This is a genomic window from Planotetraspora kaengkrachanensis (genome assembly GCF_016862895.1).
GTDB classification, from domain to species: Bacteria; Actinomycetota; Actinomycetes; order Streptosporangiales; family Streptosporangiaceae; genus Planotetraspora; species Planotetraspora kaengkrachanensis.
On sequence record NZ_BONV01000001.1, the window covers coordinates 263,520 to 288,360 of the forward strand.

The 24,841-nt window shown below is 70.9% G+C and carries 23 protein-coding genes and 1 riboswitch; of the genes, 7 read left to right on the forward strand and 16 right to left on the reverse strand.

The window, feature by feature from the left end; translation table 11 throughout:
- Window positions 1-43: 43 nt before the first annotated feature.
- The gene (locus Pka01_RS01190) at window positions 44-1,222 is read right to left on the reverse strand and encodes an NAD(P)/FAD-dependent oxidoreductase (RefSeq protein ID WP_203880622.1); all 1,179 of its coding nucleotides are present in this window, start codon (window positions 1,220-1,222) and stop codon (window positions 44-46) included.
- 128 nt (window positions 1,223-1,350) lie between these two features.
- Window positions 1,351-1,462, forward strand: a riboswitch (TPP riboswitch).
- Between the two features lie 36 nt (window positions 1,463-1,498).
- Between Pka01_RS01190 and thiO the strand changes: the two genes are divergently transcribed.
- The 4 genes from thiO to pknB all read left to right on the forward strand — a co-directional run bounded on the left by thiO (window position 1,499) and on the right by pknB (window position 5,916).
- Window positions 1,499-2,758, forward strand: coding sequence for a glycine oxidase ThiO (thiO, locus tag Pka01_RS01195; protein ID WP_203880926.1), 1,260 nt, complete (start codon window positions 1,499-1,501; stop codon window positions 2,756-2,758).
- Complete coding sequence (thiS, locus tag Pka01_RS01200; RefSeq protein WP_203880623.1) at window positions 2,755-2,955, forward strand: sulfur carrier protein ThiS; 201 nt, start codon at window positions 2,755-2,757, stop codon at window positions 2,953-2,955. The genes thiO and thiS overlap by 4 nt, the downstream gene beginning before the upstream one ends.
- 29 nt (window positions 2,956-2,984) lie before the next feature.
- Window positions 2,985-3,770, forward strand: a complete 786-nt coding sequence (locus Pka01_RS01205) for a thiazole synthase (RefSeq protein WP_275414417.1) — start codon at window positions 2,985-2,987, stop codon at window positions 3,768-3,770.
- Between the two features lie 202 nt (window positions 3,771-3,972).
- Window positions 3,973-5,916 carry a Stk1 family PASTA domain-containing Ser/Thr kinase gene (gene pknB, locus Pka01_RS01210; protein ID WP_203880624.1) on the forward strand — a complete coding sequence of 648 codons (1,944 nt, stop codon included), beginning with the start codon at window positions 3,973-3,975 and terminating at the stop codon, window positions 5,914-5,916.
- Between the two features lie 92 nt (window positions 5,917-6,008).
- On the opposite strand, the gene alc is transcribed toward pknB, so the two are convergent.
- The 8 genes from alc to uraD all read right to left on the reverse strand — a co-directional run bounded on the left by alc (window position 6,009) and on the right by uraD (window position 12,842).
- The gene (gene alc / locus Pka01_RS01215) at window positions 6,009-6,983 is read right to left on the reverse strand and encodes an allantoicase (RefSeq protein ID WP_203880625.1); all 975 of its coding nucleotides are present in this window, start codon (window positions 6,981-6,983) and stop codon (window positions 6,009-6,011) included.
- Window position 6,984: 1 nt separating this feature from the next.
- Complete coding sequence (gene allB, locus Pka01_RS01220) at window positions 6,985-8,316, reverse strand: allantoinase AllB (protein WP_239114620.1); 1,332 nt, start codon at window positions 8,314-8,316, stop codon at window positions 6,985-6,987.
- Window positions 8,313-9,662: an 8-oxoguanine deaminase gene (locus Pka01_RS01225; RefSeq protein WP_203880626.1), complete on the reverse strand. Its 1,350-nt coding sequence runs from the start codon at window positions 9,660-9,662 to the stop codon at window positions 8,313-8,315. The genes allB and Pka01_RS01225 overlap by 4 nt, the downstream gene beginning before the upstream one ends.
- Window positions 9,663-9,821: 159 nt before the next feature.
- Window positions 9,822-10,295: a (2Fe-2S)-binding protein gene (locus Pka01_RS01230; protein WP_203880627.1), complete on the reverse strand. Its 474-nt coding sequence runs from the start codon at window positions 10,293-10,295 to the stop codon at window positions 9,822-9,824.
- Window positions 10,292-11,155 carry an FAD binding domain-containing protein gene (locus Pka01_RS01235; protein ID WP_203880628.1) on the reverse strand — a complete coding sequence of 288 codons (864 nt, stop codon included), beginning with the start codon at window positions 11,153-11,155 and terminating at the stop codon, window positions 10,292-10,294. The genes Pka01_RS01230 and Pka01_RS01235 overlap by 4 nt, the downstream gene beginning before the upstream one ends.
- Before the next feature lie 4 nt (window positions 11,156-11,159).
- On the reverse strand, window positions 11,160-12,077 hold the full coding sequence (gene pucL / locus Pka01_RS01240; RefSeq protein ID WP_203880929.1) for a factor-independent urate hydroxylase: 918 nt from the start codon (window positions 12,075-12,077) through the stop codon (window positions 11,160-11,162).
- Window positions 12,025-12,372: a hydroxyisourate hydrolase gene (gene uraH / locus Pka01_RS01245; RefSeq protein ID WP_203880629.1), complete on the reverse strand. Its 348-nt coding sequence runs from the start codon at window positions 12,370-12,372 to the stop codon at window positions 12,025-12,027. The genes pucL and uraH overlap by 53 nt, the downstream gene beginning before the upstream one ends.
- Complete coding sequence (uraD, locus tag Pka01_RS01250; protein ID WP_203880630.1) at window positions 12,369-12,842, reverse strand: 2-oxo-4-hydroxy-4-carboxy-5-ureidoimidazoline decarboxylase; 474 nt, start codon at window positions 12,840-12,842, stop codon at window positions 12,369-12,371. The genes uraH and uraD overlap by 4 nt, the downstream gene beginning before the upstream one ends.
- Before the next feature lie 137 nt (window positions 12,843-12,979).
- Between uraD and Pka01_RS01255 the strand changes: the two genes are divergently transcribed.
- Complete coding sequence (locus tag Pka01_RS01255) at window positions 12,980-13,819, forward strand: deoxyribonuclease IV (protein WP_203880631.1); 840 nt, start codon at window positions 12,980-12,982, stop codon at window positions 13,817-13,819.
- 727 nt (window positions 13,820-14,546) lie between these two features.
- Here the strand turns inward: Pka01_RS01255 and Pka01_RS01260 are convergent.
- From Pka01_RS01260 to Pka01_RS01270, 3 genes are all read right to left on the reverse strand, one after another.
- Window positions 14,547-15,302, reverse strand: a complete 756-nt coding sequence (locus tag Pka01_RS01260; RefSeq protein ID WP_203880632.1) for a LytR/AlgR family response regulator transcription factor — start codon at window positions 15,300-15,302, stop codon at window positions 14,547-14,549.
- A gap of 66 nt (window positions 15,303-15,368) precedes the next feature.
- Window positions 15,369-16,487: a sensor histidine kinase gene (locus Pka01_RS01265; RefSeq protein WP_203880633.1), complete on the reverse strand. Its 1,119-nt coding sequence runs from the start codon at window positions 16,485-16,487 to the stop codon at window positions 15,369-15,371.
- A 27-nt stretch (window positions 16,488-16,514) separates the two neighbouring features.
- Entirely contained in the window at window positions 16,515-17,117 is a 603-nt protein-coding gene (locus Pka01_RS01270) for a sulfite oxidase-like oxidoreductase (RefSeq protein ID WP_203880930.1), read from the reverse strand.
- 305 nt (window positions 17,118-17,422) lie between these two features.
- Between Pka01_RS01270 and aroF the strand changes: the two genes are divergently transcribed.
- Window positions 17,423-18,463, forward strand: coding sequence for a 3-deoxy-7-phosphoheptulonate synthase (gene aroF, locus Pka01_RS01275; RefSeq protein WP_203880634.1), 1,041 nt, complete (start codon window positions 17,423-17,425; stop codon window positions 18,461-18,463).
- Between the two features lie 563 nt (window positions 18,464-19,026).
- Here the strand turns inward: aroF and thiI are convergent.
- The 4 genes from thiI to Pka01_RS01295 all read right to left on the reverse strand — a co-directional run bounded on the left by thiI (window position 19,027) and on the right by Pka01_RS01295 (window position 23,636).
- Window positions 19,027-20,229: a tRNA uracil 4-sulfurtransferase ThiI gene (thiI, locus tag Pka01_RS01280; protein WP_203880635.1), complete on the reverse strand. Its 1,203-nt coding sequence runs from the start codon at window positions 20,227-20,229 to the stop codon at window positions 19,027-19,029.
- 112 nt (window positions 20,230-20,341) lie between these two features.
- Window positions 20,342-21,019, reverse strand: coding sequence for a response regulator (locus tag Pka01_RS01285; RefSeq protein WP_203880636.1), 678 nt, complete (start codon window positions 21,017-21,019; stop codon window positions 20,342-20,344).
- Window positions 21,016-22,257, reverse strand: coding sequence for a MacS family sensor histidine kinase (macS, locus tag Pka01_RS01290; RefSeq protein WP_203880637.1), 1,242 nt, complete (start codon window positions 22,255-22,257; stop codon window positions 21,016-21,018). Before macS ends, Pka01_RS01285 begins: the two co-directional genes overlap by 4 nt.
- 353 nt (window positions 22,258-22,610) lie before the next feature.
- On the reverse strand, window positions 22,611-23,636 hold the full coding sequence (locus Pka01_RS01295; protein WP_203880638.1) for a 6-phosphofructokinase: 1,026 nt from the start codon (window positions 23,634-23,636) through the stop codon (window positions 22,611-22,613).
- A gap of 292 nt (window positions 23,637-23,928) precedes the next feature.
- Between Pka01_RS01295 and Pka01_RS01300 the strand changes: the two genes are divergently transcribed.
- Complete coding sequence (locus Pka01_RS01300) at window positions 23,929-24,837, forward strand: bifunctional helix-turn-helix transcriptional regulator/GNAT family N-acetyltransferase (protein ID WP_203880639.1); 909 nt, start codon at window positions 23,929-23,931, stop codon at window positions 24,835-24,837.
- The last annotated feature ends 4 nt before the right edge of the window (window positions 24,838-24,841 follow it).

The window sequence follows — 24,841 nt, forward strand, 5'->3', positions numbered from 1 at the left end:
GAAACCACCATTACCACAGCCGACCTTCCAGGAAACACCTCGATTACGCCATAATACAGTCGCGGAGGGTAACGGCGGGATCCACGAGGCGGGCCACGTCGAGACGCTGCCCTCCCTCCACGACGCGACGGCCCTGCACGAGGTCGCGCGGCCGGTCGACGGTGAGGATCGCCGTGAGCCTGTCCTCCCCGGTGAGCCAGCACACCGCCCACTTCTCGTCCGCGCGCGGGTCTCCTCGCAGCACCATGTGCGTGGCGACCCCCCTGTGCCCGGCGAACTGCACCATGTGGCCGAACTGCTCCGACCAGAAGTACGGAACCGGGTCGTAGACCGCGACCTCGCCGAGCAGCGTCGCGGCCGCGGTGTCGGGGGCGCCCAGAGCGGTGTCCCAGTGCTCGACCCGCATCCGGCGCCCGAACCTGCGCGACCACCAGTTGGCGCAGTCGCCGACGGCGACCACGTCGGCGAGCGACGTCCGCAGGTGCTCGTCGACGACCACGCCGTCCTCGACGGTCACGGCGGAGCCTTTCAACCAGTCGACTGCGGGACGCACGCCCACGCAGGTCAAGATCACGTCCGCGTCGATCCTGCCGCCCGACATCAGTGTCACGCCGCCCAGGTCCACGCTGCCGACCATCGTGTCCAGCCGCAGGTCGACGCCGGCCCGCTCGTACCAGGGGGCGGTGTGACCACCGGCGGCGGCGCCGAGGGCGGCCGCCAGCGGCGCCTCGGCCGCCTCGATCACGATGACCTCGCAGCCGGCCTTGGCGGCGGCGGTCGCGACCTCGGCGCCGATCCAGCCCGCGCCGATCACCACGATCCTGGCGCCGGGGACGAGCCGCGCGCGCAGGGCAAGTGCGTCGTCGATGGTGCGCAGCACGTGCTGGCTTCCCTCGCCCCGCAGTCGTATGGGCGAGGCGCCGGTCGCGATGACGAGGCCGTCGTAGTCGAGCTCGCCCTCGGTGGTCTCCACCACGCCGTCGCGCAGGCCCTTGGCGGCGACGCCCAGGCGCAGCCGCACGTCGAGGGCCTCGAGATCGGAGTCGACGACCGTGGAGTCGGTCTGGCCGAGCAGCACCGCCTTGGACAGCGGCGGCCGGTCGTAGGGGCGGTGCGGTTCCTCGCCGATCAGCGTGATCCGGCCCGCGAACCCGTGGGCGCGCAGCGCCTCGACACTTCGCACGCCGGCCAGCCCGGCACCCACAACCACGACGTGATCCACGACCTGACCATAGATTGCCGACACGGGGACCCGCCAATGGAGAGTGGATAACGAATTGACTAACTACTGCGCACAGTGCGTAATGACTGCCTTGTGCGCATCCCTCCCGATCAGGGCTAGGCTAGGGACGTAAGACGCGCGGGAGCCCGGCAGGCCGGGCTGAGAGGAGAGCGTGAGGCTCTCGACCGCAATGAACCTGATCCGGGTAATGCCGGCGAAGGGAGCGCAGTGCCCGATCTGCCGAGAACCGCCGCCGGCTCCGGTCCCTCCACCCTGCTGGAAGGCTCCCACGGCGGTTTCCCTGATCATGACGTCGCCGTGATCGGCGGCGGCGTGGCCGGCCTGTCCGTCGCCTGGCGCACGGCACGGCGGGGGCTGTCCGTCGTCGTCGTCGACCCGGGCCCGGGAAGCGGCGCGACCCACGCCTCCGCCGGAATGCTCGCGCCCGTCAGCGAGGTGACCTACACCGAGGAGCCGCTGCTGCGCCTCGGTCTGGCGTCCCTCGCCATGTGGCCGGCGTTCCGGGCCGACCTCGAGGGTGAGAGCGGCGAGGACCTCGACTACCGGACCGACGGAACACTCGACGTCGCCTACGGCGCCGACGACATGGCCTACCTGGACGCCCTCGCGTCGTTCGAGGAGTCCCTCGGCCTCCGGGTCGAGCGCCTGACCGGACGGCAGTGCCGCGCCCTCGAGCCGATGCTCTCGCCATCGGTCCGGGGCGGACTGCTCGCCCGGGACGACGCGTGGGTCAACCCGCGCCGGGTGGTCTCCGCGCTGCTGACCGCGCTCGCCAAGGCCGGGGGCACTGTCGTCGCGGAACACGCGGACGGTCTCGCCTTCGCCGGCGACCGGGTCGTCGGCGTACGGCTGGCGTCCGGGCGGATCGTCGGCGCCACGAGCGTCGTCGTCGCCGCGGGCCCGTGGTCGCCGTCGTTCGTGCCCGGGCTGCCGGTCCGCCCGGTCAAGGGCCAGATCCTGCGGCTGCGCGGCCCCGAGGGCTTCCTCACGCGCTGCGTGCGGGGGCTGGTTCACGGCGCCCCGGCGTACCTCGTCCCCCGCGGCGACGGAGAGATCACGGTCGGCGCGACGATGGAGGAGATGGGCTTCGACGGGCGGGTCACCGCGGGCGGGGTCTACGAACTGCTCCGCGACGCCCGTGAGCTCGTCCCGGGCGTGACGGAGCTCGAACTGTCCGAGACGACCGTGGGATTCCGCCCGGGAACCCCCGACAACCTGCCGCTCATCGGCCCGCTGACGGGGGTCCGGCCGGACGGGCCCGCGACACCGGAACCGGGCGGCGGACCGGCCGCGACACCGGAACCGGCAGAGGGCGTGCACGGAGCGTCGCGGCCTGCCGTACCGGAGCGACTGGAGCGGGGCCCGCGGCCGCCGGACCTGCTGGTCGCGACCGGGCATCACCGGGCGGGCGTCCTGCTCGCCCCCGTCACCGCCGACGCCGTCGCGGCGTTCCTCACCGGGGAGCGGGTCCCGGAGGCGGTGCAGTCGTGCGATCCAGGGAGATTCGGCCGATGAAGGTGACGATCAACGGCGGCGCCGTGGAGCTGCCAGGCGAGGCGACCGTGGGCGAGGCCGTACGGGCCCTCACCTCGATGACGTCCGGCGTCGCGGTGGCGGTGAACGGCGAGGTGGTGAGCAGGAGCGCGTGGGAGTCGACCCGGCTGTCGGAGAGCGACCTGGTCGAGGTGCTCACGGCGGTTCAGGGAGGATGAGCGTGAACGGCGTGGAAGTGGACACGGGCATGGACACGGGCATGGACACCGGCGTGGACGACGTGCTGGCGCTGGGCGGGGAGAAGTTCACCTCGCGGCTGATCATGGGAACCGGGGGCGCCCCCTCGCTCGACGTCCTGGAGCAGGCGCTGGAGGAGTCCGGCACCGAGATCACCACGGTGGCGATGCGCCGGCTCGACCCGGCGGCGCGGGGGTCGGTGCTCGACGTGCTGCGGCGCAAGGGCATCAAGGTGCTGCCCAACACGGCGGGATGCTTCACCGCCGGGGAGGCCGTCCTCACCGCGCGGCTGGCCAGGGAGGCCCTGGAGACGAACTGGGTCAAGCTCGAGGTCATCTCCGACGAGCGGACCCTGCTGCCCGACCCCATCGAGACCTTCGACGCGGCGGAGCGGCTGGTCGCGGACGGGTTCGTCGTGCTCCCCTACATCGGCGACGACCCGGCGCTGGCACGTCGGCTCGAGCAGGCGGGGTGCGCGGCGGTGATGCCGCTCGGCGCCCCGATCGGCTCGGGGCTCGGCATCCGCAACCCCCACAACATCGAGCTGATCGTGGAGTCCGCCGGCGTCCCGGTGATCCTCGACGCGGGCATCGGCACCGCGAGCGACGCCGCGCTGGCGATGGAGCTCGGCTGTGACGCCGTGCTGCTCGCGAGCGCCGTGACGAGGGCGCAGCGGCCCGGCCTGATGGCCGCCGCGATGCGCCACGCCGTCACGGCCGGGCGGGCGGCCCGGGCGGCGGGCCGCATCCCGATGCGGCGGTACGCGGAGGCCTCCTCACCCTCCCTGCCGGTCTGAGCCGGGCGGCCGGCTCGCCCCGCCCGGACGGCCTGAGCCGGGCGGGCGGGGGCCCGGCCCACTAACCGCGGGTCAATGCCGTGGTAAATGCCGGTTATCGCAGAGAGTGACCCTTCACTTAGCGTCGAATTGACGGCGGAAAAGGTCTCAGTTTGGGATTCCCGAGCCCGGCGGGTTGCAAATCACCCTTAAACTCAGGCGCGTGGACACGACGCTAACGGACCCGATCGTCGGGCATGTGCTCGACGGGCGCTACCGCGTCGAGTCCCGGATCGCCCGGGGCGGCATGGCCTCCGTTTACCTGGCTCTGGACGTCCGGCTCGATCGCACGGTCGCCGTCAAGGTGATGCACCACACGCTCGCCGAGGACCCGCAGTTCGTGCGGAGGTTCATCGGAGAGGCCAGGTCCGTGGCCAGCCTCTCCCATCCCAACATCGTCCAGGTCTTCGACCAGGGCACCGACGGCAAGCACGTGTATCTCTCGATGGAGTACGTGCCCGGCCGCACGCTGCGCGACGTCCTGCGCAGCCGGGGCCGCCTGCCCGCCCGCGAGGCGCTGGAGATCGTCATCCCCGTGCTGGCCGCGCTCGGCGCCGCCCACCAGGCCGGGCTCATCCACAGGGACGTCAAGCCGGAGAACGTCCTGCTCACCGACGACGGCCGTGTGAAGGTCGTGGACTTCGGCCTCGCCCGCGCCGTCGAGGCGACCAACCAGACCAAGACCGGCATGATGATCGGCACGATCGGCTACATGTCGCCGGAGCAGGTCACCTCCGGGGTCGCGGACTCCCGCAGCGACGTCTACTCCGTCGGCATCATGCTGTTCGAACTGCTGACCGGGCGTCAGCCGTACGAGGGCGACATTCCGATGTCGGTCGCCTACCGGCACGTCCACGACAGCGTCCCCGCGCCCTCCAGCGTCGTCGGCGACGTCCCGCCCTCGCTCGACACCCTGATCGCGGCGGCCACCGCGCGCGACCCCGCCAACCGCCCGACCGACGCCACGGCGATGCTGGTCGCCGCCGTCGAGTTGCACCGCACGCTGCCCAAGACGCCCGCCAAGAACGGCCAGCACGCCGCTCCCGCCGCCGCCACCCCGCTGGGCTCCCCCGCCGAGCCGTACAGCACGGGGCAGATGCTGGCCGTCGGGGCCCACACCCCGAAGCCGGCCAACCGCACGATGGTCCAGCCGCGGGCCGACCTGCTGACCACGCCGCAGGACGGCCGCCCCCGCGGCGTCATGAAGAGGCGGTCGACCTGGTTCGTCGCCGGGCTCGCCCTGCTGATGGTCGCGGGCGTCGCGCTGACCGGCTGGTGGTTCTCGCAGGGGCGCTACACGAAGGTGCCCGACCTGCTCAACCAGAACATCACGGTCGCCAAGCAGACGGCCGAGCAGCAGGGCTTCGTCGTGAAGATCGGCCAGGCGCGCTTCGACGAGCACGTGAGCAAGGACATGGTCCTCGACTCCGACCCCGAGGTCGGCACCGAGGTGGCCAAGGGCGCGCTGATCACGCTCGTCCCCTCGGCCGGTCCTGAGACCGTGACGGTGCCCAAGGTCCAGGGTCTCAGTGAGGCGGACGCCCGCGATGCGATCGGAAAGGCCGGGCTCAGCGTCGGACGCGTGAGCAAGGCCGCGAGCGACACCGTGGCGCGTGGCCTCATCGTCAAGACGAGCCCCGAGGTGGGCAAGCGCGTACGGAAGAACTCGAGCGTCAACATCGTGATCAGCGCGGGGCTGCTCATGCCGGACGTCACGCAGATGATGCGTGACCAGGCCGAGCCGTTCCTCCGCGAGAAGGGCTTCAACGTCCAGATCGACGAGACCACCGACGACACCCCGCCGGGGACGGTCATCGCCCAGGACCCCGCGGGCGGCTCGGAGACCGTCGCAGGAGCGAACGTCCGCCTGACCGTCTCACGCGGCCCCGACCAGGGCTGGCACTGGCCGTGGGAGAACCAGGGCGACCAGGCCAACCTGGTCCAGGTGCCCGACGTCCGGTTCAAGGCCGTGTCGGACGCGCAGGCCGAGCTGAAGGCGGCGGGTTTCAAGGTCAAGACCCGCAACCTCGTCGGCACCCAGCGCGTGGTGAGCCAGCAGCCTCTCGGCCAGCAACCGGCCGGCACCACGATCATGATCTGGCACTGACGACGACCGTCCGGCGATCCGGTTCCGGGTGAGCACCACCCGGCCGGATCGCGGCCAGGTCAGGGGACGAGCGAGCGCATCCGGGACGCGGGTCAGGGGATGAGCGAGCCGAGCAGGCGCAGCCGTCCGAGGCCGCCGTCAGGGTAGATGTCGAGCCGGGCGTGCGTCATCCTCCGCTCGCTGTCGAGGCGGAAGCGATGCCGGGTGTCCGGCTGGAGCGGCGTCCTGGCAAGCAGCGGAAACCACGCCTGTGCGTCGTCGAGCGCCGCCCGCTCCGCGTCGATCCCGCTGACCGAGGCCCACCCCGGCGCGTTGAACACGAGGTTCGCCGTGTCGAGTTCGGCCACCGCCACGGTGCCCGCGCCCGCGAGGGCCACGATCAGCCAGTCGTTGCCGCCGTCCCTGCGCCGGGCTGTCTCCCATCCCTCCGCCTGGTTCCTGGGCAACCCGGGCGCGATGACGTTGTTCGGCGAGGAGTAGAACTCGTCGGAGCAGGCGATCACCAGTCCCCCGTTCTCCAGGGCGGCGAGGTCGACGGTGAGCCCCGTGAGGAACGCGGGGTCGGGCGCGACCTCCCCGTGCACACGCAGTCTGGCCACGCCTCCGTCGGGGAAGATGTTCAACCGCACATGGGTGAATCGGCGCGGGTCTGCGACCTCGAACAGGTGGGCGGCGTCGCCCTTGAGCGCGCTCGCCGGCACGATCTCCACCCAGTCCGTCCGCTCGGCGAGTTCTCCCGGCGAGGGCCGGCCGTCGGCGGCGCACGCTTCGACCGACGCGTGCGGCGGGTAGTTGCCCTTGAACCAGGCGGTGTCGATCACGATCCCCCTGATCACACCGGGGAGACCGAGCCGCACGATCGCCCAGTCGTGGCCCGGCTCCCTGCGCCGCCTGGTCTCCCAGCCGTCGTAGAGCTGGCCCTTCGGGCCGAACGTGTGCGGCTGGAACGCCGGCGGGCCCGGTCTGATGAGCGCCTCCCGCTCCGCGAACGACTCGTCGTTGGCGGCGACGACGGCCCCGCCGTACGTCCGGAGAGCAAGGTCTGGCAAACGGGTGAAGTCCGTCATCTCATTCTCCTGGGGTCAGGAACCGCCCGTTCGGCGTGACATGGTCGACCGGCACGCCGCGTGACCAGGTGGTCCGCACCACGCCCGTCAGCGTCCTGCCGTGATAGGGCGAGACCGGGTTGCGGTGGTGCAGCGCCGCCACGTCGACCGTGAACTCGGCCTCCGGGTCGAACGCCACCAGGTCGGCGTCCGCGCCGGGTCGCAGCCCCCCCTTGTGCGGCAGGCCGGCCAGCGCCGCCGTTCCCTGGGCCATCCACCTGACGACGTCGGGCAGGCCGTACCCGCGTGCGAGCGCGGCGGTCCACACGACGGGCAGGCCGAGCTGGAGCGAGGAGATCCCGCCCCACGCGGCGGAGAAATCGGGCACTTTGAGATCGGGTGTCGACGGGGAATGGTCGGAGACGATCCCCATCAGCACGCCGTCGGCGAGGGCCTGCCAGAGGGCGTCGCGGTTGGCGGCCTCCCTAACGGGCGGGCAGCACTTGAACGCCGGTCCGGTGACCTCCTCGGCGGTCAGGCAGAGGTAGTGGGGGCACGTCTCCGCGGTGATCCGGACGCCGGCGCGCTGTGCCCGGCGCAGCGGTTCGATGCAGGCGGCGGCCGAGACGTGCACGATGTGGGCCCGCGCTCCCGTCTCCGCGGCGAGCTCGATCACCTGCTCGACGGCCCTCCGCTCGGCGTCGGGAGTTCGCGATCGCAAGAAGTCCTGATATGTCGGGCCGGTGGGTTCGGTGAGCGAGGCGGGGTCCTCGGCATGCACGATGAGCAGCCCGTCGAACGTCGCGAGCTCGGCGAGGACCTCACGCAGGCCGTCGCGGTCGAGCGCGGGGAACTCGTCGACGCCCGACGGCGACAGGAAACACTTGACGCCGAAGACCCCGGCCTCATGGAGCGGCTGAAGGTCCCCCACGTTGCCGGGCACGGCCCCGCCCCAGAAGCCGACGTCGACGTGGCACCGGCCCCTGGCGGCCTTCCGCTTGACCTCCAGCGCGGCCACGTCGACCGTGGGCGGCAGCGAGTTGAGCGGCATGTCGATGATCGTCGTCACGCCGCCGGCGGCGGCCGCCCGGGTGGCCGAGGCGAAGCCCTCCCAGTGTGTGCGCCCCGGCTCGTTCACGTGGACGTGCGTGTCCACCAGGCCCGGCAGCAACGCGAGGTCGCCGAGGTCGACGGTGTCCCGCGCGGGCGGCGGCTCATCGTGGGGGCACAGCGCCTCGATCCTGCCCGCTCGCACGGCGACGGACAGCGGGCGCTCACCTTCGGGGGTGACCGCCCGGCGCGACCGGACGACCAGGTCGTACGGCTCGACCACGTTCCTTGCGTCGGGGCTCACTCGGCCGCCGCCAGCAGCCGGCGGTGGGCACGGGCTCCCGCCTCCGCGGCCTCGGCGTCGGAGACCGTGCGCAGCTCGCCGTCCTCGACCACCGTCCGGCCGCCCACCAGGAGCCTGGCCAGGGGCGGCGTCCGGCCGAACGCGAACGCCACGACGGGGTCGTCGATCGCCGCGTGGTAGCCGCCGAGCCTCCACAACGCGATGTCGGCCAGCTTGCCCACCTCCAGGGAGCCGATCTCCTTCTCGCGTCCGAGGCATCTGGCCCCGCCCATGGTCGCCAGCTCGAGCGCCTGACGGGCGGTCAGGGCACGCGGGCCGTACCGGGCGCGCTGCATGAGCATCGCCATCCGCACCTCCCCGGCGAGCGGGGTCATCTCGCTGGAGGCGGCGCCGTCGACGCCGAGGCCGACGGGGGCGCCCTCGCGGAGCAGATCGGAGATCCTGGCGATGCCCGCGCCCAGCCTCCCGTTGGACGAGGGGCAGTGGGCGGTGCCCGTGCCGGTCAGGGCGAAGCGGCGGATGTCGGCGTCGGTCAGATGGACGCAGTGGGCGAGCCAGACGTCGGGGCCGAGCCAGTTGAGCTGCTCGAGGTACTCGACCGGGAGCATGCCGAACTGCTCACGGCAGTGATCGTCCTCGTCCGAGGTCTCCGCGATATGGGTGTGCAGGCGCACGCCGTACGAACGGGCGAGCTCTGCGGACCTGAGCATCAGGTCGCCGGTCACCGAGAACGGCGAGCAGGGCGCGACGGCGACGCGGAGCATCGAGCCGAACGACGGATCATGGTATTTGCGGATGGCGTCCTCGGTGGCCTGGAGCACCTCGTCCGCCTGCTCGACCAGGTCGTCCGGCGGCAGCCCGCCCTGGGACTGCCCGCGGTCCATCGAGCCGCGGCATGGATGGAACCGCACGCCCACCTGCCGGGCGGCCTCGATCTCCGCGTCGAAGAGGTCGCCGCGGCCCTTGGGGAAGACGTAATGGTGGTCGGTCGACGTCGTGCAGCCCGACCTGGCCAGCCAGGCCAGCCCCGCCGTCGCCGCCCCCGACACCACCTCGGCGTCCATCCGGCCCCACAGCCGGTAGCTGGCGACCAGCCATTCGAACAGCGTCCCGTCGGGCGTGACGCCCTGTGAGGCCCACTGGTAGAGGTGGTGATGGGTGTTGACGAACCCGGGGGTCGCCAGGCAGCCGGATCCGTCGACGCGCCGCGCGCCGTCGGGTACGGCCGGCGCCTCGCCCGGGCCGACGGCGGTGATCCGGTCGCCCTCGACCACGATGTGACCGGAGGGGATCTCCGGGCCGACGATCGGGACGATGTGGGCGTTCTCGATGACGACGTGCCTCATTGCATGATCACGCACAGGAAACTCGCAGGTCAGAGTGGGCGGCAGCGAAAGAGCGCATGATCACGCCCGGAGGACGGGCAGGCGGGAGGGGTGATCGCCGAGGCTGTGCATGATCACACACAAGGGGCTCGCGAGCGCGCATGATCACGCTTGGAGTGATCACGGCTGGTGTTTGCGGGTGGCGGCCAGACGGACGGCGTCGAGGATCTTCTCGTATCCCGTGCACCGGCAGAGATTGCCCGCCAGGGCTTCGCGGATATCGGCGTCCTCGGGGACCCCGGGCGTGCTCTCGATCAGCGAATGCGCCTGAACGATCAGCCCGGGAGTGCAGAACCCGCACTGTACGGCTCCCGCCTCAACGAACGACCGCTGGACCTCGTCCAGCTCGCCGCCCGAGGCAAGCCCCTCCACCGTGATCACGTCCCTGCCCTCGGCCTGGCCGGCCGCGACCAGGCAGGCGCAGACCGGGGTCCCGTCCAGGTAGACCGTGCACGAACCGCACTCACCCTGCTCGCAGGCGTTCTTGGCCCCCGGGAGGCCGAGCCGCTCCCTGAGGACGTAGAGCAGGCTCTCGCCTTCCCAGACGTCGTCGGCGGCCATCGTCTCGCCGTTGACACTGATGTTCACCCTCATGCAGTCCCCCTCCCCGCGTAGTCGTTCCATGCCCACCCCAGCGTGCGGCGAGCCATCACGGCGAGCGAATGCAGCCGGTAGTCCGCCCGCCCGCGCACGTCGTCGATGGGCGCGGCCGCTCCGGCGACGAGCTCGCCGAACCTCCTGGCGACGCCGGGGTCCAGCGGCGAGCGCCCCTCCCAGTCGAGTTCGGCGGCGACGAACTCCTCCGCCTCGGCGGCGTGCCTGGGGGTGGGGGCCGCGGATCCGATGCCGGTCCCCACGCGCCGCTCCCCGGGGTGCAGGGCGACGGCGAAGGAGCAGACCGCGATCACCATGGCGTTCCTGGTGCCGATCTTGGAGAAGTACTGCGGGCCGGTCGCCGCGGGGATCCGCACCGCGCGGATCAACTCGTCCGGCTCCAGCGCGTGGCGTTTCACGCCGGTGTAGAACTCGGCGATCGGGATCATCCGCGTGCCGCGCACCGACTCCGCCTCCACGATCGCGCCGGACGCCAGGAGCGGCGGGTGCGCGTCCCCCGCCGGCGAGGCGGCGCCGAGGTTGCCCGCGACGGTGCCCCTGTTGCGGATCTGCGGCGAGCCGACGGTCCGCGACGCCTGGGCGAGCCCGGGCAGGAGCGCGCCCAGCTCGGCGATCAGCCGGGTGTAGGTCACCCCGGACCCCACGCGGATCTCCGGCCCCGCCGTCGACCACAGGGTCAGCTCGGCCACGGGGTTCAGGTCGATGAGGGCGGCGGGCCGGCCCTTGTCGAGGTTGATCTCCACCATCACGTCGGTGCCGCCCTGAATCGGCGTCGCCTCCGGCCGCTCGGCCTTGTAGGCCAGGGCCTGTTCCCAGGTGAGAGGGCGCAGGAAGTCCATGGTGCTACTCCCAGGCCGGTCCGGCGCCGGGGGCGTCGTCACGCACGACCGCGCCCTCGATCAGTCCGTACGGCCGGTCGGCGGCGAAGTACACCTCGTCGTCGTTGTCCAGGCCGAACGGCGACAGGTCGACGAGGAAGTGGTGCCTGTTGGGCAGCGAGAGCCGTACCTCGCAGATCTCGGGGCAGTCGTTCAGCACGCGTGACCCCATGGCGTACAGGGTCTGCTGCAGGGACAGGCTGTAGGTGCCGCCGAAGGCCGACAGCAGCGCCTGGCGGGCGTTCTCATACGACTTGTCGAAGGCCGCGCCGTCCGTGGCGGCATGCCGCCACGAGGCGTTCACGGCCGTGGCGAGGATGCGGTCGCGGGTCTCCGGCAGGGTCGTGTACTCGTCCTTGATGTAACCCCAGAACTCCGAGTTCGTCGTGTTGAGCACGACCAGGCCGGTGAGCCCCGAGACGACCCACGCCTGGAAGCCGTCGTAGTGGGCCACGCAGGTGCGGGTCTCCCTCCCCGACCGGGCGAAGGAGTGCCCGAAGTCGCCGTTGCGCTCCCAGGCGTACTCCTCCACCGCGACCCGCGCGTGGTGCACGGTCGGCTGGGAGTCGACGAAATGCCGGGCCAGGAGCAGGGCGAAGTCCTCGATCGCGCCCACGCCGTGCTTCTTGGCGAACGCGTGGACCGTGTTCTTCTGCGTGTCGGTGGCCAGCACCGCCGAGTTGTCCCCGCTGAGATGCACCTCGGCCATGTCTCCAGACAGCGAGGTGCTGACGTTGAGGTCCTTGATGTGGTGGGCGTCGCCGTGCCTGGTGACCCGCACCACCCTCGTCTCGGCCTTGCCGTACCTGTTGGGCCCCAAGATGATCACGCTAGCTCCCCCGGTAGGTCGAGTAGGCGAACGGGCTGAGCAGCAGCGGAACATGATGGTGTTCACCGGCGTCGCGGATGGTGAAGACGATGCTGACCTCGGGGAAGAAGGCGTCCTGCCCGAGGTAGGCGGCGGTGTCGAACACGAGCCGGTAGGTCCCGGGACGGGGATCGCCGTCGGCGGCCCACTCGCGGCCCAGGGGGGACCACTCGCGGATCCGGCCGTCGCCGTCGGTCCGTCCCTCCGCGACTGGCACGAACCCGTGCGGCGCGCGGCGCGACAGCCGTACGAACAGGCCGGGGGCGGGCCGTCCCGTGACGGTGTCGAGCACGTGGGTGGACAGGCTCATCGGCCCTCCCACAGCTTCGCCAGCCTCAGCTTCACGATCGCGTTCAGCTCCTCACGGACGATCTTCCGTTCGGACTCCTCGTCGCCCGCCAGCCGTTCGCGCAGGAAGACCAGCATCTCGCCGGCGCTGCGGCCGGTCGCGCAGACCAGGTAGACGTGCCCGAACCGCTCCTCGTAGGCGGCGTTGCCCTCCCGGATGGCGTCGAGAACCTCCCGGTCGGCCGCCGTGGTCCCCGACTGCTCGCTGCGCGACCACGCGGCCTCCCTGCCGTCCCCTGACGGCCGCTCGCCGATCCGGGGGTGCGCCGCGAGCGCCTCCTCGACGTCGGGCCAGGTGAGGTCGGCGATCGCCGCCTCCCCCGCGTCGACGAGGCCGGCGAGGTCCCGGTACGGCCCCCGCCGCGCGACCGCCGACACCCAGGCCGTGGACGCGCAGCAGGAACGCAGGTCCTGCCGGCTGATTTCACGCATGGCAGCAAGTAGACAACCCTGTGCGTACCAGGTCCAGCAGCGGGAACTCCCAAGTGCCCGTCCCCGCACCCTCGCCGGTTTGTACGTTGACACAAAGGGAGCGGCCACAAAGGGGCCGACATTACGCTGGACGCATCATGACTTCAACGAATCTCATCGGCGGGCACGTGTTCGTCACGGGGGGCCTGGCGACCGGTGGGCTGAAATACGCCGCCGAGATCGGTGCGGAGATGATCCAGGTCTTCGTCACCAACCCGCGGGGCTGGGCGCTCAGCGTGGGCAATCCGGCCGAGGACGAGAAGCTGGCCGCCTCGGGCGTGCAGACCTTCGTCCACGCCAACTACCTGATCAACTTCGGCTCGCCCACTCCGGCGACCCTGGAGAACTCGGTCGCGGTGACTCGCCACACGCTGCGCCGCGCGGCGCAGGTCGGGGCACGCGGCGTGGTCGTCCACACGGGCTCGGCCGTCAGCCAGTCACGCGAGGACGCCCTGCGCCAGGTGCGCGAGCACCTGCTGCCCCTGCTCGACGAGATCGACGAGGACGGCCCCGACCTGCTGCTCGAGCCCATGGCCGGGCAGGGCCAGATGCTCTGCGCCACCGTGCAGGATCTCGGCCCCTACCTGGAGGCCCTCGATCATCACCCCAAGGTGGGCGTCTGCCTGGACACCTGCCACGCGTTCGCGGCCGGTCACGACCTCGCCGCCCCCGACGGGGTGGGGGCCACCCTCGACGCGCTGAACGAGATCGCCCCGGGCCGCCTCCGGCTGATCCACGCCAACGACTCCAAGGACGTGTGCGGCTCGAAGAAGGACCGGCACGAGAACATTGGCGCCGGGCACATCGGCGCGCAGGCCTTCGCCGATCTCATGCGTCATCCGGTCGCCGCCGGGATCTCGCTCTGCATCGAGACGCCGGGCAAGGGCGAGAAGCACCGGGAGGACATCGAGGTGCTCAAGAAGCTCCGGAGCGTCTGACCGTCCCTGGCTCCGGAACTTCCAGCCGGGCTCTGGGCGTGTGACCGTAGCGGGCTCCGGAGCGTCGGCCCTGGGGTTTGCAGCGTCTGACCGCCTTGGGCTTCGGCGCCTGGTTCGACCGTTCGGCGCCTGTCCGACCGCTCTGTGCGTTTCGGGACGGCGCCCCCAGACGCCGTCCCGCCGCCCTTCTTCTCGCGGTGTCCCCCCGGACCACCGCCCCCGCGATGGCGGCGCCCCCCGAAAGCCGCCTTCGCCTGATGGCGTCCCCCCGGACCGCCACCTCCGGTGACGGCGCCCCAGGACCGCCACCCAGTGATCGCGGTGCCCCCGGACGCCGCGTTTCCTCTGGTACGGCGCCCCTGAGCGCCGTTTCCCCCGTGATCACGACGCCCCCGGACGCCGTGTCCCGCTGCGATCCGGCGCCCCCGTATGGCCGGACCGCTCCCGCGGGCCCCCGTCACGCGGAGCCGGGCCCTCCCCCCCGGTAGGGCCCGCCCGGTAGCCCCAAGGTGACAACCTGCTCACTTCGATGACTACCCCGCGTGTCTTGCGACGCGGGAAAGACTACGAGCCGTAATCACACAGGCGGATGGGCCTTCGGACGAGCGGTCTCTAGTTCGCGCCATGCGGTGAGCCGAATCGCGATGAGCGGGGTCCCTGAAGCGACGAACGGTCGCTCCTGATGCACATCGCCTCCCCGACGCCTTCGGGGCGGCCGTCGCACGGCTCATCGGATGTCGCCGGCGGGCACCGGCCCGGTCCTGTACTGACGGACCAACTGCTCGCGGACCTGCCGCGTGTGCCGCCTGCTCACCGGGAGCACCTTGGAACCGACCTGGAGGACCACACGGCCGGCGTCGAAGCGCAACTCGCTGACGTGCCTGGCGTTCACCAGCGTGCTGCGATGGGCCCGGATGAAACCGGAACCGCCCCAGCGGCGTTCGAGCGCCGCCAGGGACATCCGGACCAGGTAGGTCGAGTCGGCCGTGTGCAGGCGCACGTAGTCGCCGTGCGCCTCGGCGTGGGACACGTCCTGCTGCGCCAGGAACTTCGTCCGCCCGCCCAGCTCGACCGGGATGACGTCGGTGGCCTCCTCGCCCGTCGAGGGGGCCACGGCGGCCCACAGGCGCCGTACGGCCTCCGCCAGCCGCTCGGGGCGTACCGGCTTCAGCAGGTAGTCGACGGCCTCCAGCTCGAACGCCTGGACGGCGCAGTCATGGGCGCTGACGAAGATGAGGCGCGGCGGGGAGGGGAAGCCGCCGATCAGCCGGGCGAGGTCCAGCCCGTCGAGGCCGGGCATGCGCACGTCGAGGAAGACCCCGTCGAGACGCTCCCCCGCGGCGATCATCTGGACCATGTCCTGGAGCGCGGCGCCCCCGTCGGACGCCATGGCGACATGCTCCACGCGGGCATCCTGCCGCAGGAGATAGGCGAGCTCGGAAAGGGCGGGGACCTCGTCGTCGACAGCGAGAACGCGCAGCATGGCCACACCGTGCCCCGTGGCCCGCCCTCCGCGCAAGCCGTCCGTCGACAATCCGTGATATCGCGACTACGACAAGTTGTGGGCGGAGTGGCATTTGGGCACTCTCAGGCGGATTCGTGTGCCCTCGCCGGGAGCCGAGTCGACCACCAGGCCGTAATCGTGGCCGTAGATGTGCCGCATGCGCAGGTCGACGTTGCTCAGCCCGATCCCCGCCGTAGCGTCCTCCCCGAGGACGGCTCTGACGTGCTCGGGTTCCATCCCGATCCCGTCGTCCTCGACCAGGATGTGCGCCTCGGGCCCCGCGTCCTTGATCACCACGCGGACCTCGCCGGGCATGCCGTGCTTGATGGCGTTCTCGACCAGAGGCTGCAGGCAGAGGAACGGCACGGGCACCCGCAGTACCTCAGGGGCCACCTGGACGGTGAAGCGCATGCGGTCGCCGAACCTCGCGCGCTCCAGTAGGAGGTAGCGGTCCACGCAGCTCAGCTCGTCGGCCAGCGTCGTGAAGTCGCGCACCCTGCGCAGGGCGTATCGGGTGAAGTCGGCGAAGTCCAGCAGCAGTTCGCGGGCCCGTTCCGGATCGGTGCGGACGAACGAGGCGATCGTCGTCAGCGAGTTGTAGACGAAGTGGGGCGAGATCTGCGCCCGCAGCGCGCGCATCTCGGCCTCCAGCATGCGCCTGCGCGAGGTGTCCAGCTCGGCCAGCTCCAGCTGCCCGGAGACCCATCGGCCGACCTCCGTCGCCGTGCGCACCAGGACGGCGCTGACCTCGGCGTCGTAGACCGCAAGCGTGCCGATCATCCGTCCCTCGACCGTCAGCGGCACGAGCACGGCGCTGGGCTCGCCCGCGACCACGTGCGGACGGCCGCCCATCATGACGACCCGGACCTCGGTGAGCACCCGCTCGTCGTCCGGCACGCCGTCCCCGTCACGCGCGAGCACCTGCTCCGCCGACGTGATGGCCAGCGCGGAGGTCCCCAGCAACGTGCGCAGGTGCCGTACGGCCTTGCGGGCGGAGTTCCCGTTCAGGCCGCCGCGGAGCGAGGGCGCGGCCAGGCCGGCGATGTGGAGGGCGAGGTAGGTCGGCTCCCCCGCGAGCTCGCCGCGGCACGGTCTCCCGCGCGCGAGGGCGAACCCGAGCGCTCCGGTGACGGCGCACAGCCCGAGCCAGGCGACAACAGACACGCCGGTCACCGTAACGGCTCGAGGGCCTCAGAGAGGGCCGTCGCCCGGCTCCTCCTGATATGAGTAGCGCTGCTCCGTCCAGGGGTCGCCGAGGTTGTGATAGCCGCGTTCCTCCCAGAAACCGCGCCTGTCCTCGGTCAGGTACTCGATCCCGCGCGCCCATTTCACGCTTTTCCACGCATAGAGGTGGGGAACCACGGCTCGGAGGGGGAATCCCCGTTCCGGCGGAAGCTGCTTGCCCTCGAGCTCGATGGCGAACAGCGTCGTGTCCCGTGCGAAGTCGTCCATGCGGACGTTGGCGCTGTAGCCGTACTCGGCCCAGATCATCACGTGGCGGACGTCCGGCGCGGGAGGGGCCTGCTCGAGAAGCTCGGCGGCGGAGACGCCCTCCCACTCGTAACCCATGATCGAGAACTTGGTCACGCAGTGGAAGTCGGCGATCACCGAGGTCCTGGGCAGAGCCGAGAACTGGTCCCAGGTGAACTCGTGGACCCGGCCGGTCTCCGTCGCCCCGAACACCTGGAAACGCCACGTCTGCGGGCGGAACGTCGGCACTCTGCCGTAGTGGATGACGGGACGTCCTCGTGCGATGTGCTGCCCAGGGGGCAGGCGGTTCTCCTCCTCAGACATCTCCGGCACGCACCAATACTGTCACCTAGGGGTAGATCACTCGCCACGGCCCCATGGCCTGGGGACACGGGCTTCCATCTATGGGATATATTGCGGGACATGCGCAGTTTCTCGTTTTGGTATGGCGACGGACCCGTGAGGACCGATCGCCTCCACGTGCTGCGCTGACAGCCAAGGCGAACGAAGGCCCCGGGTCCGAAAGGATCCGGGGCCTTCTGCGTTTTCACGGGTTCCACCGGGGCCCACCGGGTCTCCGTCGCACGTAGTCAGCCAAGTCGCATGTAGTCAGCCGATAGGAGCGTCACATGGTCATCGTCATGGCCCCCGGGGCCACACAGGACGACATCGAGTCGGTCGTCGCCGTCGTCGCCTCCGCCGGGGGCGAGGCCTTCGTCAGCCGCGGGGTGAGCCGCACGATCATCGGGTTGATCGGCGACGTGGAACAGTTCGCCGCGCTGAACCTCCGGGGGCTGGCCGGCGTGGCCGACGTGGTGCGCGTCTCCACGCCGTACAAACTCGTCAGCAGGGAGAACCATCCCGACCGGTCCACGGTGACCGTGCGCGGGGTCCCGATCGGCCCGGACACCGTCACCCTCATCGCCGGCCCGTGCGCGGTGGAGACCCCGGAACAGACCCTCGAGGCCGCCGAGATGGCGAAGGCCGCGGGCGCGACCCTGCTGCGCGGCGGGGCGTTCAAGCCGCGGACCTCGCCGTACGCCTTCCAGGGGCTCGGGGAGAAGGGCCTGCGCATCCTCGCCGACGTGCGCGAGCAGACCGGCCTGCCGATCGTCACCGAGGTGGTCGACGCCCACGACGTGGCGCTGGTCGCCTCATACGCGGACATGCTGCAGGTGGGGACCAGGAACGCCCAGAACTTCGCGCTGCTCCAGGCCGTGGGCGCCGCCGGAAAGCCGGTGATGCTCAAGCGCGGCATGACGGCCACGATCGAGGAATGGCTGATGGCGGCCGAGTACATCGCGCAGCGCGGCAATCTCGACATCGTTCTGTGCGAGCGGGGCATCCGGACCTACGAGACGGCGACCCGCAACACGCTGGACATCTCGGCGGTGCCGGTGGTGCAGCGGATGTCGCACCTGCCGGTCATCATCGACCCGTCTCACTCGGGCGGCCGGCGGGACCTCGTGCTGCCCCTCACCCGGGCGGCCATCGCCGTAGGGGCGGACGGAGTGATCATCGACGTCCACCCGCATCCCGAGCAGGCTCTGTGCGACGGGCCGCAGGCTCTGGTGAACGGCGACCTGGACGAGCTCGCCATGATCATGCAGGAGTTCCCCAAGCTCATGTCCCGAACCCTCACCCAACCCGCCCCCCACCCCTCGGCGTGATCATGCACAGATTCGGTGGGAGGCGGGCTGAGCAGCGCACATGCGTCGCGTGATCATGCACAGATTCGCGATCAAGCCATCCGACCTGCGTCGATACGTTTCGTGATCATGCACCACAGTGCCCGTACGGCATGCGCGGCCTGGGGCGCGCATGCCGTCGGCGGGGCCAGCCGTACGGACCCGCGATGACACCCGGCCGACCGCGGCGCTCCGCCTTCACGGCGGCCTGCCGACAGGGAAGCCTGCGCGTACGCGCATGATCACGTACGGACGATCCCCAGGCCAGGCATGCCGCGAGAGAATCCGTGCATGATCACGCGACGCGTACGCGCTGGTCGGCTCGCCTCTCGCCGAATCCGTGCATGATCACGGCGAGAGGCGGGGGCGGTCAGGGCGCCTTTCGCCGAACCTGTGCATGATCACCACCTGCATGTGCGCAGCTCAGCCGGCGCATCCCCGAGCCTGTGCATGATCACGGCGAGGGGGGTGAGCGTGTGCATGATCACGGCGAGGGGGGTGAGCGTGGGCTTGATCACCGCAAGGGGCCCACAGGGGTGGGGCGATCAGGTGTCGGCGTCCAGGCGGTAGGGGCGGATGGAGTCGGCCAGCTGGGATGCCAGGTCCTCGGCGTCCAGCCGCTTCTCGATCAGCTTCAGGTCCTCGATCTTGGCCCGGGTCTCGGCGGAACGGGGAGCCAGCAGCGTGCAGCAGTCCTCGTCGGGAAGCTCGGAGATCTCCAGGGTGCCGATCCGCCGGGCCTCCGCGATGATCTCGGTCTTGTCCAGCCCGATCAGCGGCCGGAGGATCGGCAGGTCGACGGCGTTGTCCTGGGCGGTGATGTTCGTCAGCGTCTGGGAGGAGACCTGGCCGAGCGAGTCGCCGGTGACGAGCGCCTCGGCGTGGATGCGGTGGGCGACCTCCTCGGCCGTCTTCAGCATCAGCCGCCGCTGGGCGATCATGGCGAGCCTGTCCTGGCCCGACGCCCTGATCGACTGCTGGGCCTTGCCGAACGGCACGACCCACAGGCGGGACTTGCCCTGGAACTTGTCGAGGTTCCTGACCAGCGCGTACGCCTTGTAGATCGACTCCGACGTCGTGAACGGAATGCCGGAGAAGTGCAGGAAGTCCACCCGGAGCCCGCGGCGCATCATGCGGTACGCGGCGACCGGGGAGTCGATGCCGCCCGACATGAGCACCAGGCCGCGGCCGCTGGAGCCGACCGGCAGGCCGCCCTGGCCGGGGATGCCGCCGGTGAACAGGAACACCTCGTCCCTGTCGACCTCGATGTGCACGGTCAGCTCGGGCTTCTTCAGGCTCACCGGCAGGCCGTAGGTGTCGTTGATCGCGCCCCCGACGAGGCGGTCCAGTTCGTTGGAGCGCAACGGGAACCGCTTGTCCCGCCGCCGCGAACGTACGGCGAAGTGCGCCTTGCGTGCCACCTCGTCGGTGTCCTTGACGAGTTCGATGGCCGCCTTCGTGACGACCTCGGGGTCCTTGGCGACCCGCCACGCGAGGTGGATCAGCACCAGCCCGGGCACCTCGGAGACCCGCTTGGCGACCGCCTCGGCCACCTCCACGCCGGTCCCTTCGGGAAGGAAGAGCGCGATGACGCCGTGCCGCTGACGGATCTCCACCGGGAAGTCCTTGAGCGCGGCCTTGATGTTCGCCCGCAGCCGCATCTCGAACAGCTCGCGGTTCCTGCCCTTGAGGACGACTTCGCCTAACTTGAGCAGGACGCAGGGCTCTCCGAGTGTGGTCATCGACATAGGTGGAAACCTCCGGACGGACATTTCATGCCACGGGCGACAACGCGCCGGCCCAGCGGGAACTTCCCCACTGTAGTGCCGTACAGCAGGGGCTCGTCCGCGCCCGCGGGTGTCAGTCCCGTTCCGTCAGGCCCTTCTCGATGGCGTACCGCACCAACTCGACCCGGTTGTGGAGCTGGAGTTTGCTGAGCGTGTTCTGCACATGATTCTGCACCGTACGGTGGGACAGCACGAGCCTGGCCGCGATCTGCCTGTACGACAGGCCCTTGGCCACCAGCCGCAGAACCTCGGTCTCCCGTTCGGTCAGCACCGGACCCGCCGGGGCCGCGGGCCGCGCGGCGAGCCGCCGGTACTCCCCCAGCACCAGGCCGGCCAGTCCCGGCGTGAAGACCGCGTCGCCCTCCGCGGTCCGCCGGACCGCGTCCAGGAAGTCCTCCTTGCTCGCCGATTTCACGAGATATCCGGATGCGCCGGCCTTTACCGCTTCGAGTACGCCCTCCGGCTCGGCGCTCGCCGACAGCACAAGGACGCGGGGCGGGTTCTCGGAGGCGCCGAGCCCCCTGGCGACCTCAACTCCGGGCAGATCCGGCAGCTGAAGGTCCAGCACCACCACGTCGGGCCGTACGGCCGCCGCGACGCGGAGCGCCTGCTTCCCCTCCCCCGTGCTGGCCACCACCTCGTAGCCGGCCTCGGTCAGGTCCCGGGAGACGGCGTCCCGCCACATCGGATGATCGTCCACCACCATGACCCGCATGGCCGTCCGCACCTCCTCGGGATCTCGGACATTCATACACGCCTCCGGCGGCCGGCGTCTGCGGGGACCGACAGCTCGATCTCGGTGCCCGTGCGCGAGGAGGTGATCGCCACCGTTCCGCCGAGGTCCGCGATACGGCCCCGGATGGACCTGGCGACGCCCATCCGGCCGTCGGCCGCGGCCTGCTCCAGACGCCCGTCGGGAATGCCGGGCCCCTCGTCACGTACGGACACCGTCACCGTCTCTCCGTCCTGCTCCGCGAGCACCCACGCCCGTGTGCCCTCGGCGCAGTGCCGCGAGACGTTGTCGAGCGCCGCGCCGACGGCCGCGCCGACCTCGTGCGCCGCCCCCGCGGGCAGGAACAGCGCGGTCGCGGGGGCGGAGACGGTCACCCGCGCGCTGCCGTACGGCCGGAGGAGGTCGCGCAGGTCGACCCGGTCGGCGGGACCCTCCTCGTCCGGAACCCGCAGAGGCCGCCGCCGGGGTCCGCCCTGATCCGGCGCCCGGAGAGACCGCCGCCGAGGTCCGCCCTGATCCGGAAGGCCGTCTTCGGCGGGATCGCCGGCTGGCGCCGGAGCCTGGACGAGAGCCCGCAGGGCGGACTCCTGTTCCCCGGCCAGCCTGCCGAGTTCCGCCGCTTCTCCGCCGATCTCGGCTCCCCTCCTCTGCACGAGTGCGAGGACCTGGAGCACGGAGTCGTGGATCCCGCGGGCCAGCCGCTCGCGCTCCCGGCCCGCGGCCTCGAGCTGGACGGCGCGCCGCATGAGCTCCTCCGCCTCTCTCGCGAGCTGGGCGACATGGCCGACGACGACCCCGGCGAGGAAGAGCAGCACCGCGCCGTTCACCGGGATGGAGACGAAGTTGATGCCCTGCGACCCGCGCAACCACAGGTCGCCGGCCGACAGGATCGCGGCGGAGACCGCGCCGGCCCGGCGGCCCCTGGCGACGCCCCAGGCCAGCGCGGGACCGGCGACCCACGTCGCGGTGATCGGCATCGCCACGTCGGACGCGTCGGCCGGGTCCTGCACGAGCGGAGTGGACAACAGGCACCCTGCGGTGACGGCCAGGTCGGCGAGGAGCAGCGGCCACGCCGCCCGGGCGGAGGGATAGGCAGCGGCCGTGAAGACGGTCCAGGCGGCCATGACCCCGATCACGAGCCATCCGGCGACGGGATGGCCGTAACCGCCGGCCTGGATCAACAGGACGGCCGCGTACACGAGGGAGGCCACCCGGAAGACCGCGATCGCCCGCCAGAACGGCCCTTCGATCCCCAAATGTTCCTCCCCGCCACGTCGCACGGCATTTCAGTACGGCCCGGCGGTCGTCGCCGATTTCCGTTTCTCCCAGCGATATATCCCGGACGCGCCGCGCGCGCCACACGACATATCCAATTCGCCCATAAGGCGAATAGGCGGTCACTCCGGCCGAAACGGAGAAGCACGATGACGCCTGAACGTTATCGCCCGGCCACCGCTCCGGACCTCGCGGAGGATGAATGCCCTAATCACGCACACGAAAGTGCGCGGCGAGCCGTCACAAGCCCGCCGCCGTGCAGCCGCGCCGTACGACGGAAGGGCCCGCGCGGACGTCGTGTCCGGGCGGGCCCGTGCGGAGAGGATCGGCTCGGTCAGCCGAAGAAGACCTCGGCCTCCTCGTAACGGGAGGCGGGCACGGTCTTCAGCTCGGCCGTGGCCTCGTCGAGGCGCACCCGGACGATGTCCGTGCCCTGGAGGCCGACCATCTTGCCGAAGTCGCCCTCGTGGACGGCGTCGATCGCGCCGAGGCCGAACCGGGTGGCCAGCACGCGGTCGTAGGCCGTCGGGGTGCCGCCCCGCTGGATGTGGCCGAGCACGGTCGTGCGGGCCTCCTTGCCCGTGCGCTTCTCGATCTCCTGGGCGAGCAGCTCGCCGATCCCGCCGAGCCGTACGTGGCCGAAGGCGTCGAGCTCGCCGGCCTGCAGGGCCATCTGGCCCTCGATCGGGTGGGCGCCCTCGGCGACGACGATGATCGGCGCGTAGCGGGTCTTGAACCGCGACTCGACGTAGGCGCAGACCTTGTCGATGTCGAACGGCTTCTCCGGGATCAGGATGACGTTGGCCCCGGCCGCCATGCCGGCGTGCAGCGCGATCCAGCCCGCGTGTCGGCCCATGACCTCGCAGATGAGCGCGCGGTGGTGGGACTCCGCCGTGGTGTGAAGCCGGTCGATGGCCTCCATGGCGATGTTGACCGCGGTGTCGAAGCCGAACGTGTAGTCGGTCGCGTTGAGGTCGTTGTCGATCGTCTTGGGCACGCCGACGACCTTCACGTCCCGGTCGTAGAGCTGCTTGGCCACACCCAGGGTGTCCTCGCCGCCGATGGCGATCAACGCGTCGACGCCGTATGTGACCAGGTTCTCCTTGATCCGCGCCACGCCACCCTCGATCTTGATGGGGTTGGTGCGGGAGGAGCCGAGGATGGTGCCGCCGCGCGGGAGGATGCCCCGTACGGCCTGGATGTCCAGCGGCATGGTCTCGCCCTCGAGCGGGCCGCGCCAGCCGTCCCTGAAGCCGACGAACTCGTGCCCGTAAACGCCCACGCCCTTGCGGACGACGGCTCGGATCACGGCGTTGAGCCCGGGGCAGTCGCCGCCTCCGGTGAGCACTCCGATACGCATGACGGGATCCTCCACATGAGTTACGCGCATATGTGATGGGCGGCCAGACTGGTGTGAACGTCACCGCGTCGCCGGAACGCATTCTGCCCCAGTGGCCAACAATGGTCTAGACCATCAGTGAGGCTACGCGACGGAACCGGCCGCGACGGCGCAGGGCACGCCCAGGTGAACGCCATTGGCCGACCGGGATCGGCGGCTTTCGGATTCACAGTCTCCCACTCCCCTGCGCACTTCACCTACGTCTTGAGTTCAGTTATGTTTGACTGAGTCAATTAGTTCGTTGAGGTGAGCAATGGACATGGTGTCCGAGGTCAGGGCCTTCAACCGCTTCTACACGGAGGTCATCGGGGTGCTCCAGGCGGGCCTCCTGGACACCGACTACTCCCTGACCGAGGCCAGAGTGCTCTTCGAACTGGGCACCAGGGAGGCGGCCGAGGTCGCCGCCCTTCGCAACCTGCTCGATCTCGACCCCGGCTATCTCAGCAGGATCCTCACGAGATTCGAGGCCGACGGGCTGATCGCCCGAGAGCGGTCGGCCGAGGACGGCCGCCGCCAGATCGCGCGGCTCACGGACGCAGGCGCCCGGGCATACGGCCTGCTCGACGACCGTTCGTCGGCCGAGGTGCGGACCATGCTCGCCGCGCTCACCCCGGAGGAGCGCCGCAAACTCGTCTCGCACATGACGGCGATCCGCGGCCTGCTCGACCGGCAGGAGCCGCGGGGGCATTACGTCATCAGGCCTCTGCGGCCGGGAGACCTCGGCTGGGTGGTGCACCGGCACGGCGTCCTCTACGCCCAGGAGTACGCGTGGGGCATGGGCTTCGAGGCCCTCGTCGCCCGGATCCTCGCCGACTATGTGGACGGCCACGACCCGCGGCGCGAGGCCGGTTGGATCGCGGAGGTGGAGGGCGGGCCCGCCGGCTGCGTGTTCTGCATGCGCAAGGACGACGAGACCGCCCAGCTCCGCCTGCTGCTGGTGGAGCCGTCCGCGCGCGGGATGGGGATCGGCGGCCGGCTCGTCGAGGAGTGCGTCACGTTCGCCCGCCACACCGGCTACCGGCGGATCATGCTCTGGACCAGGGAGAACCTGACGAGTGCGCGCCGCATCTACGCGGGCGCGGGATTCGAGCTCACCGAGCGGCACGAGGGCGAGGAGTCCGGTCAGGCGGTCGTCGACGAGATCTGGTCCCGCACCCTTTAGGGCC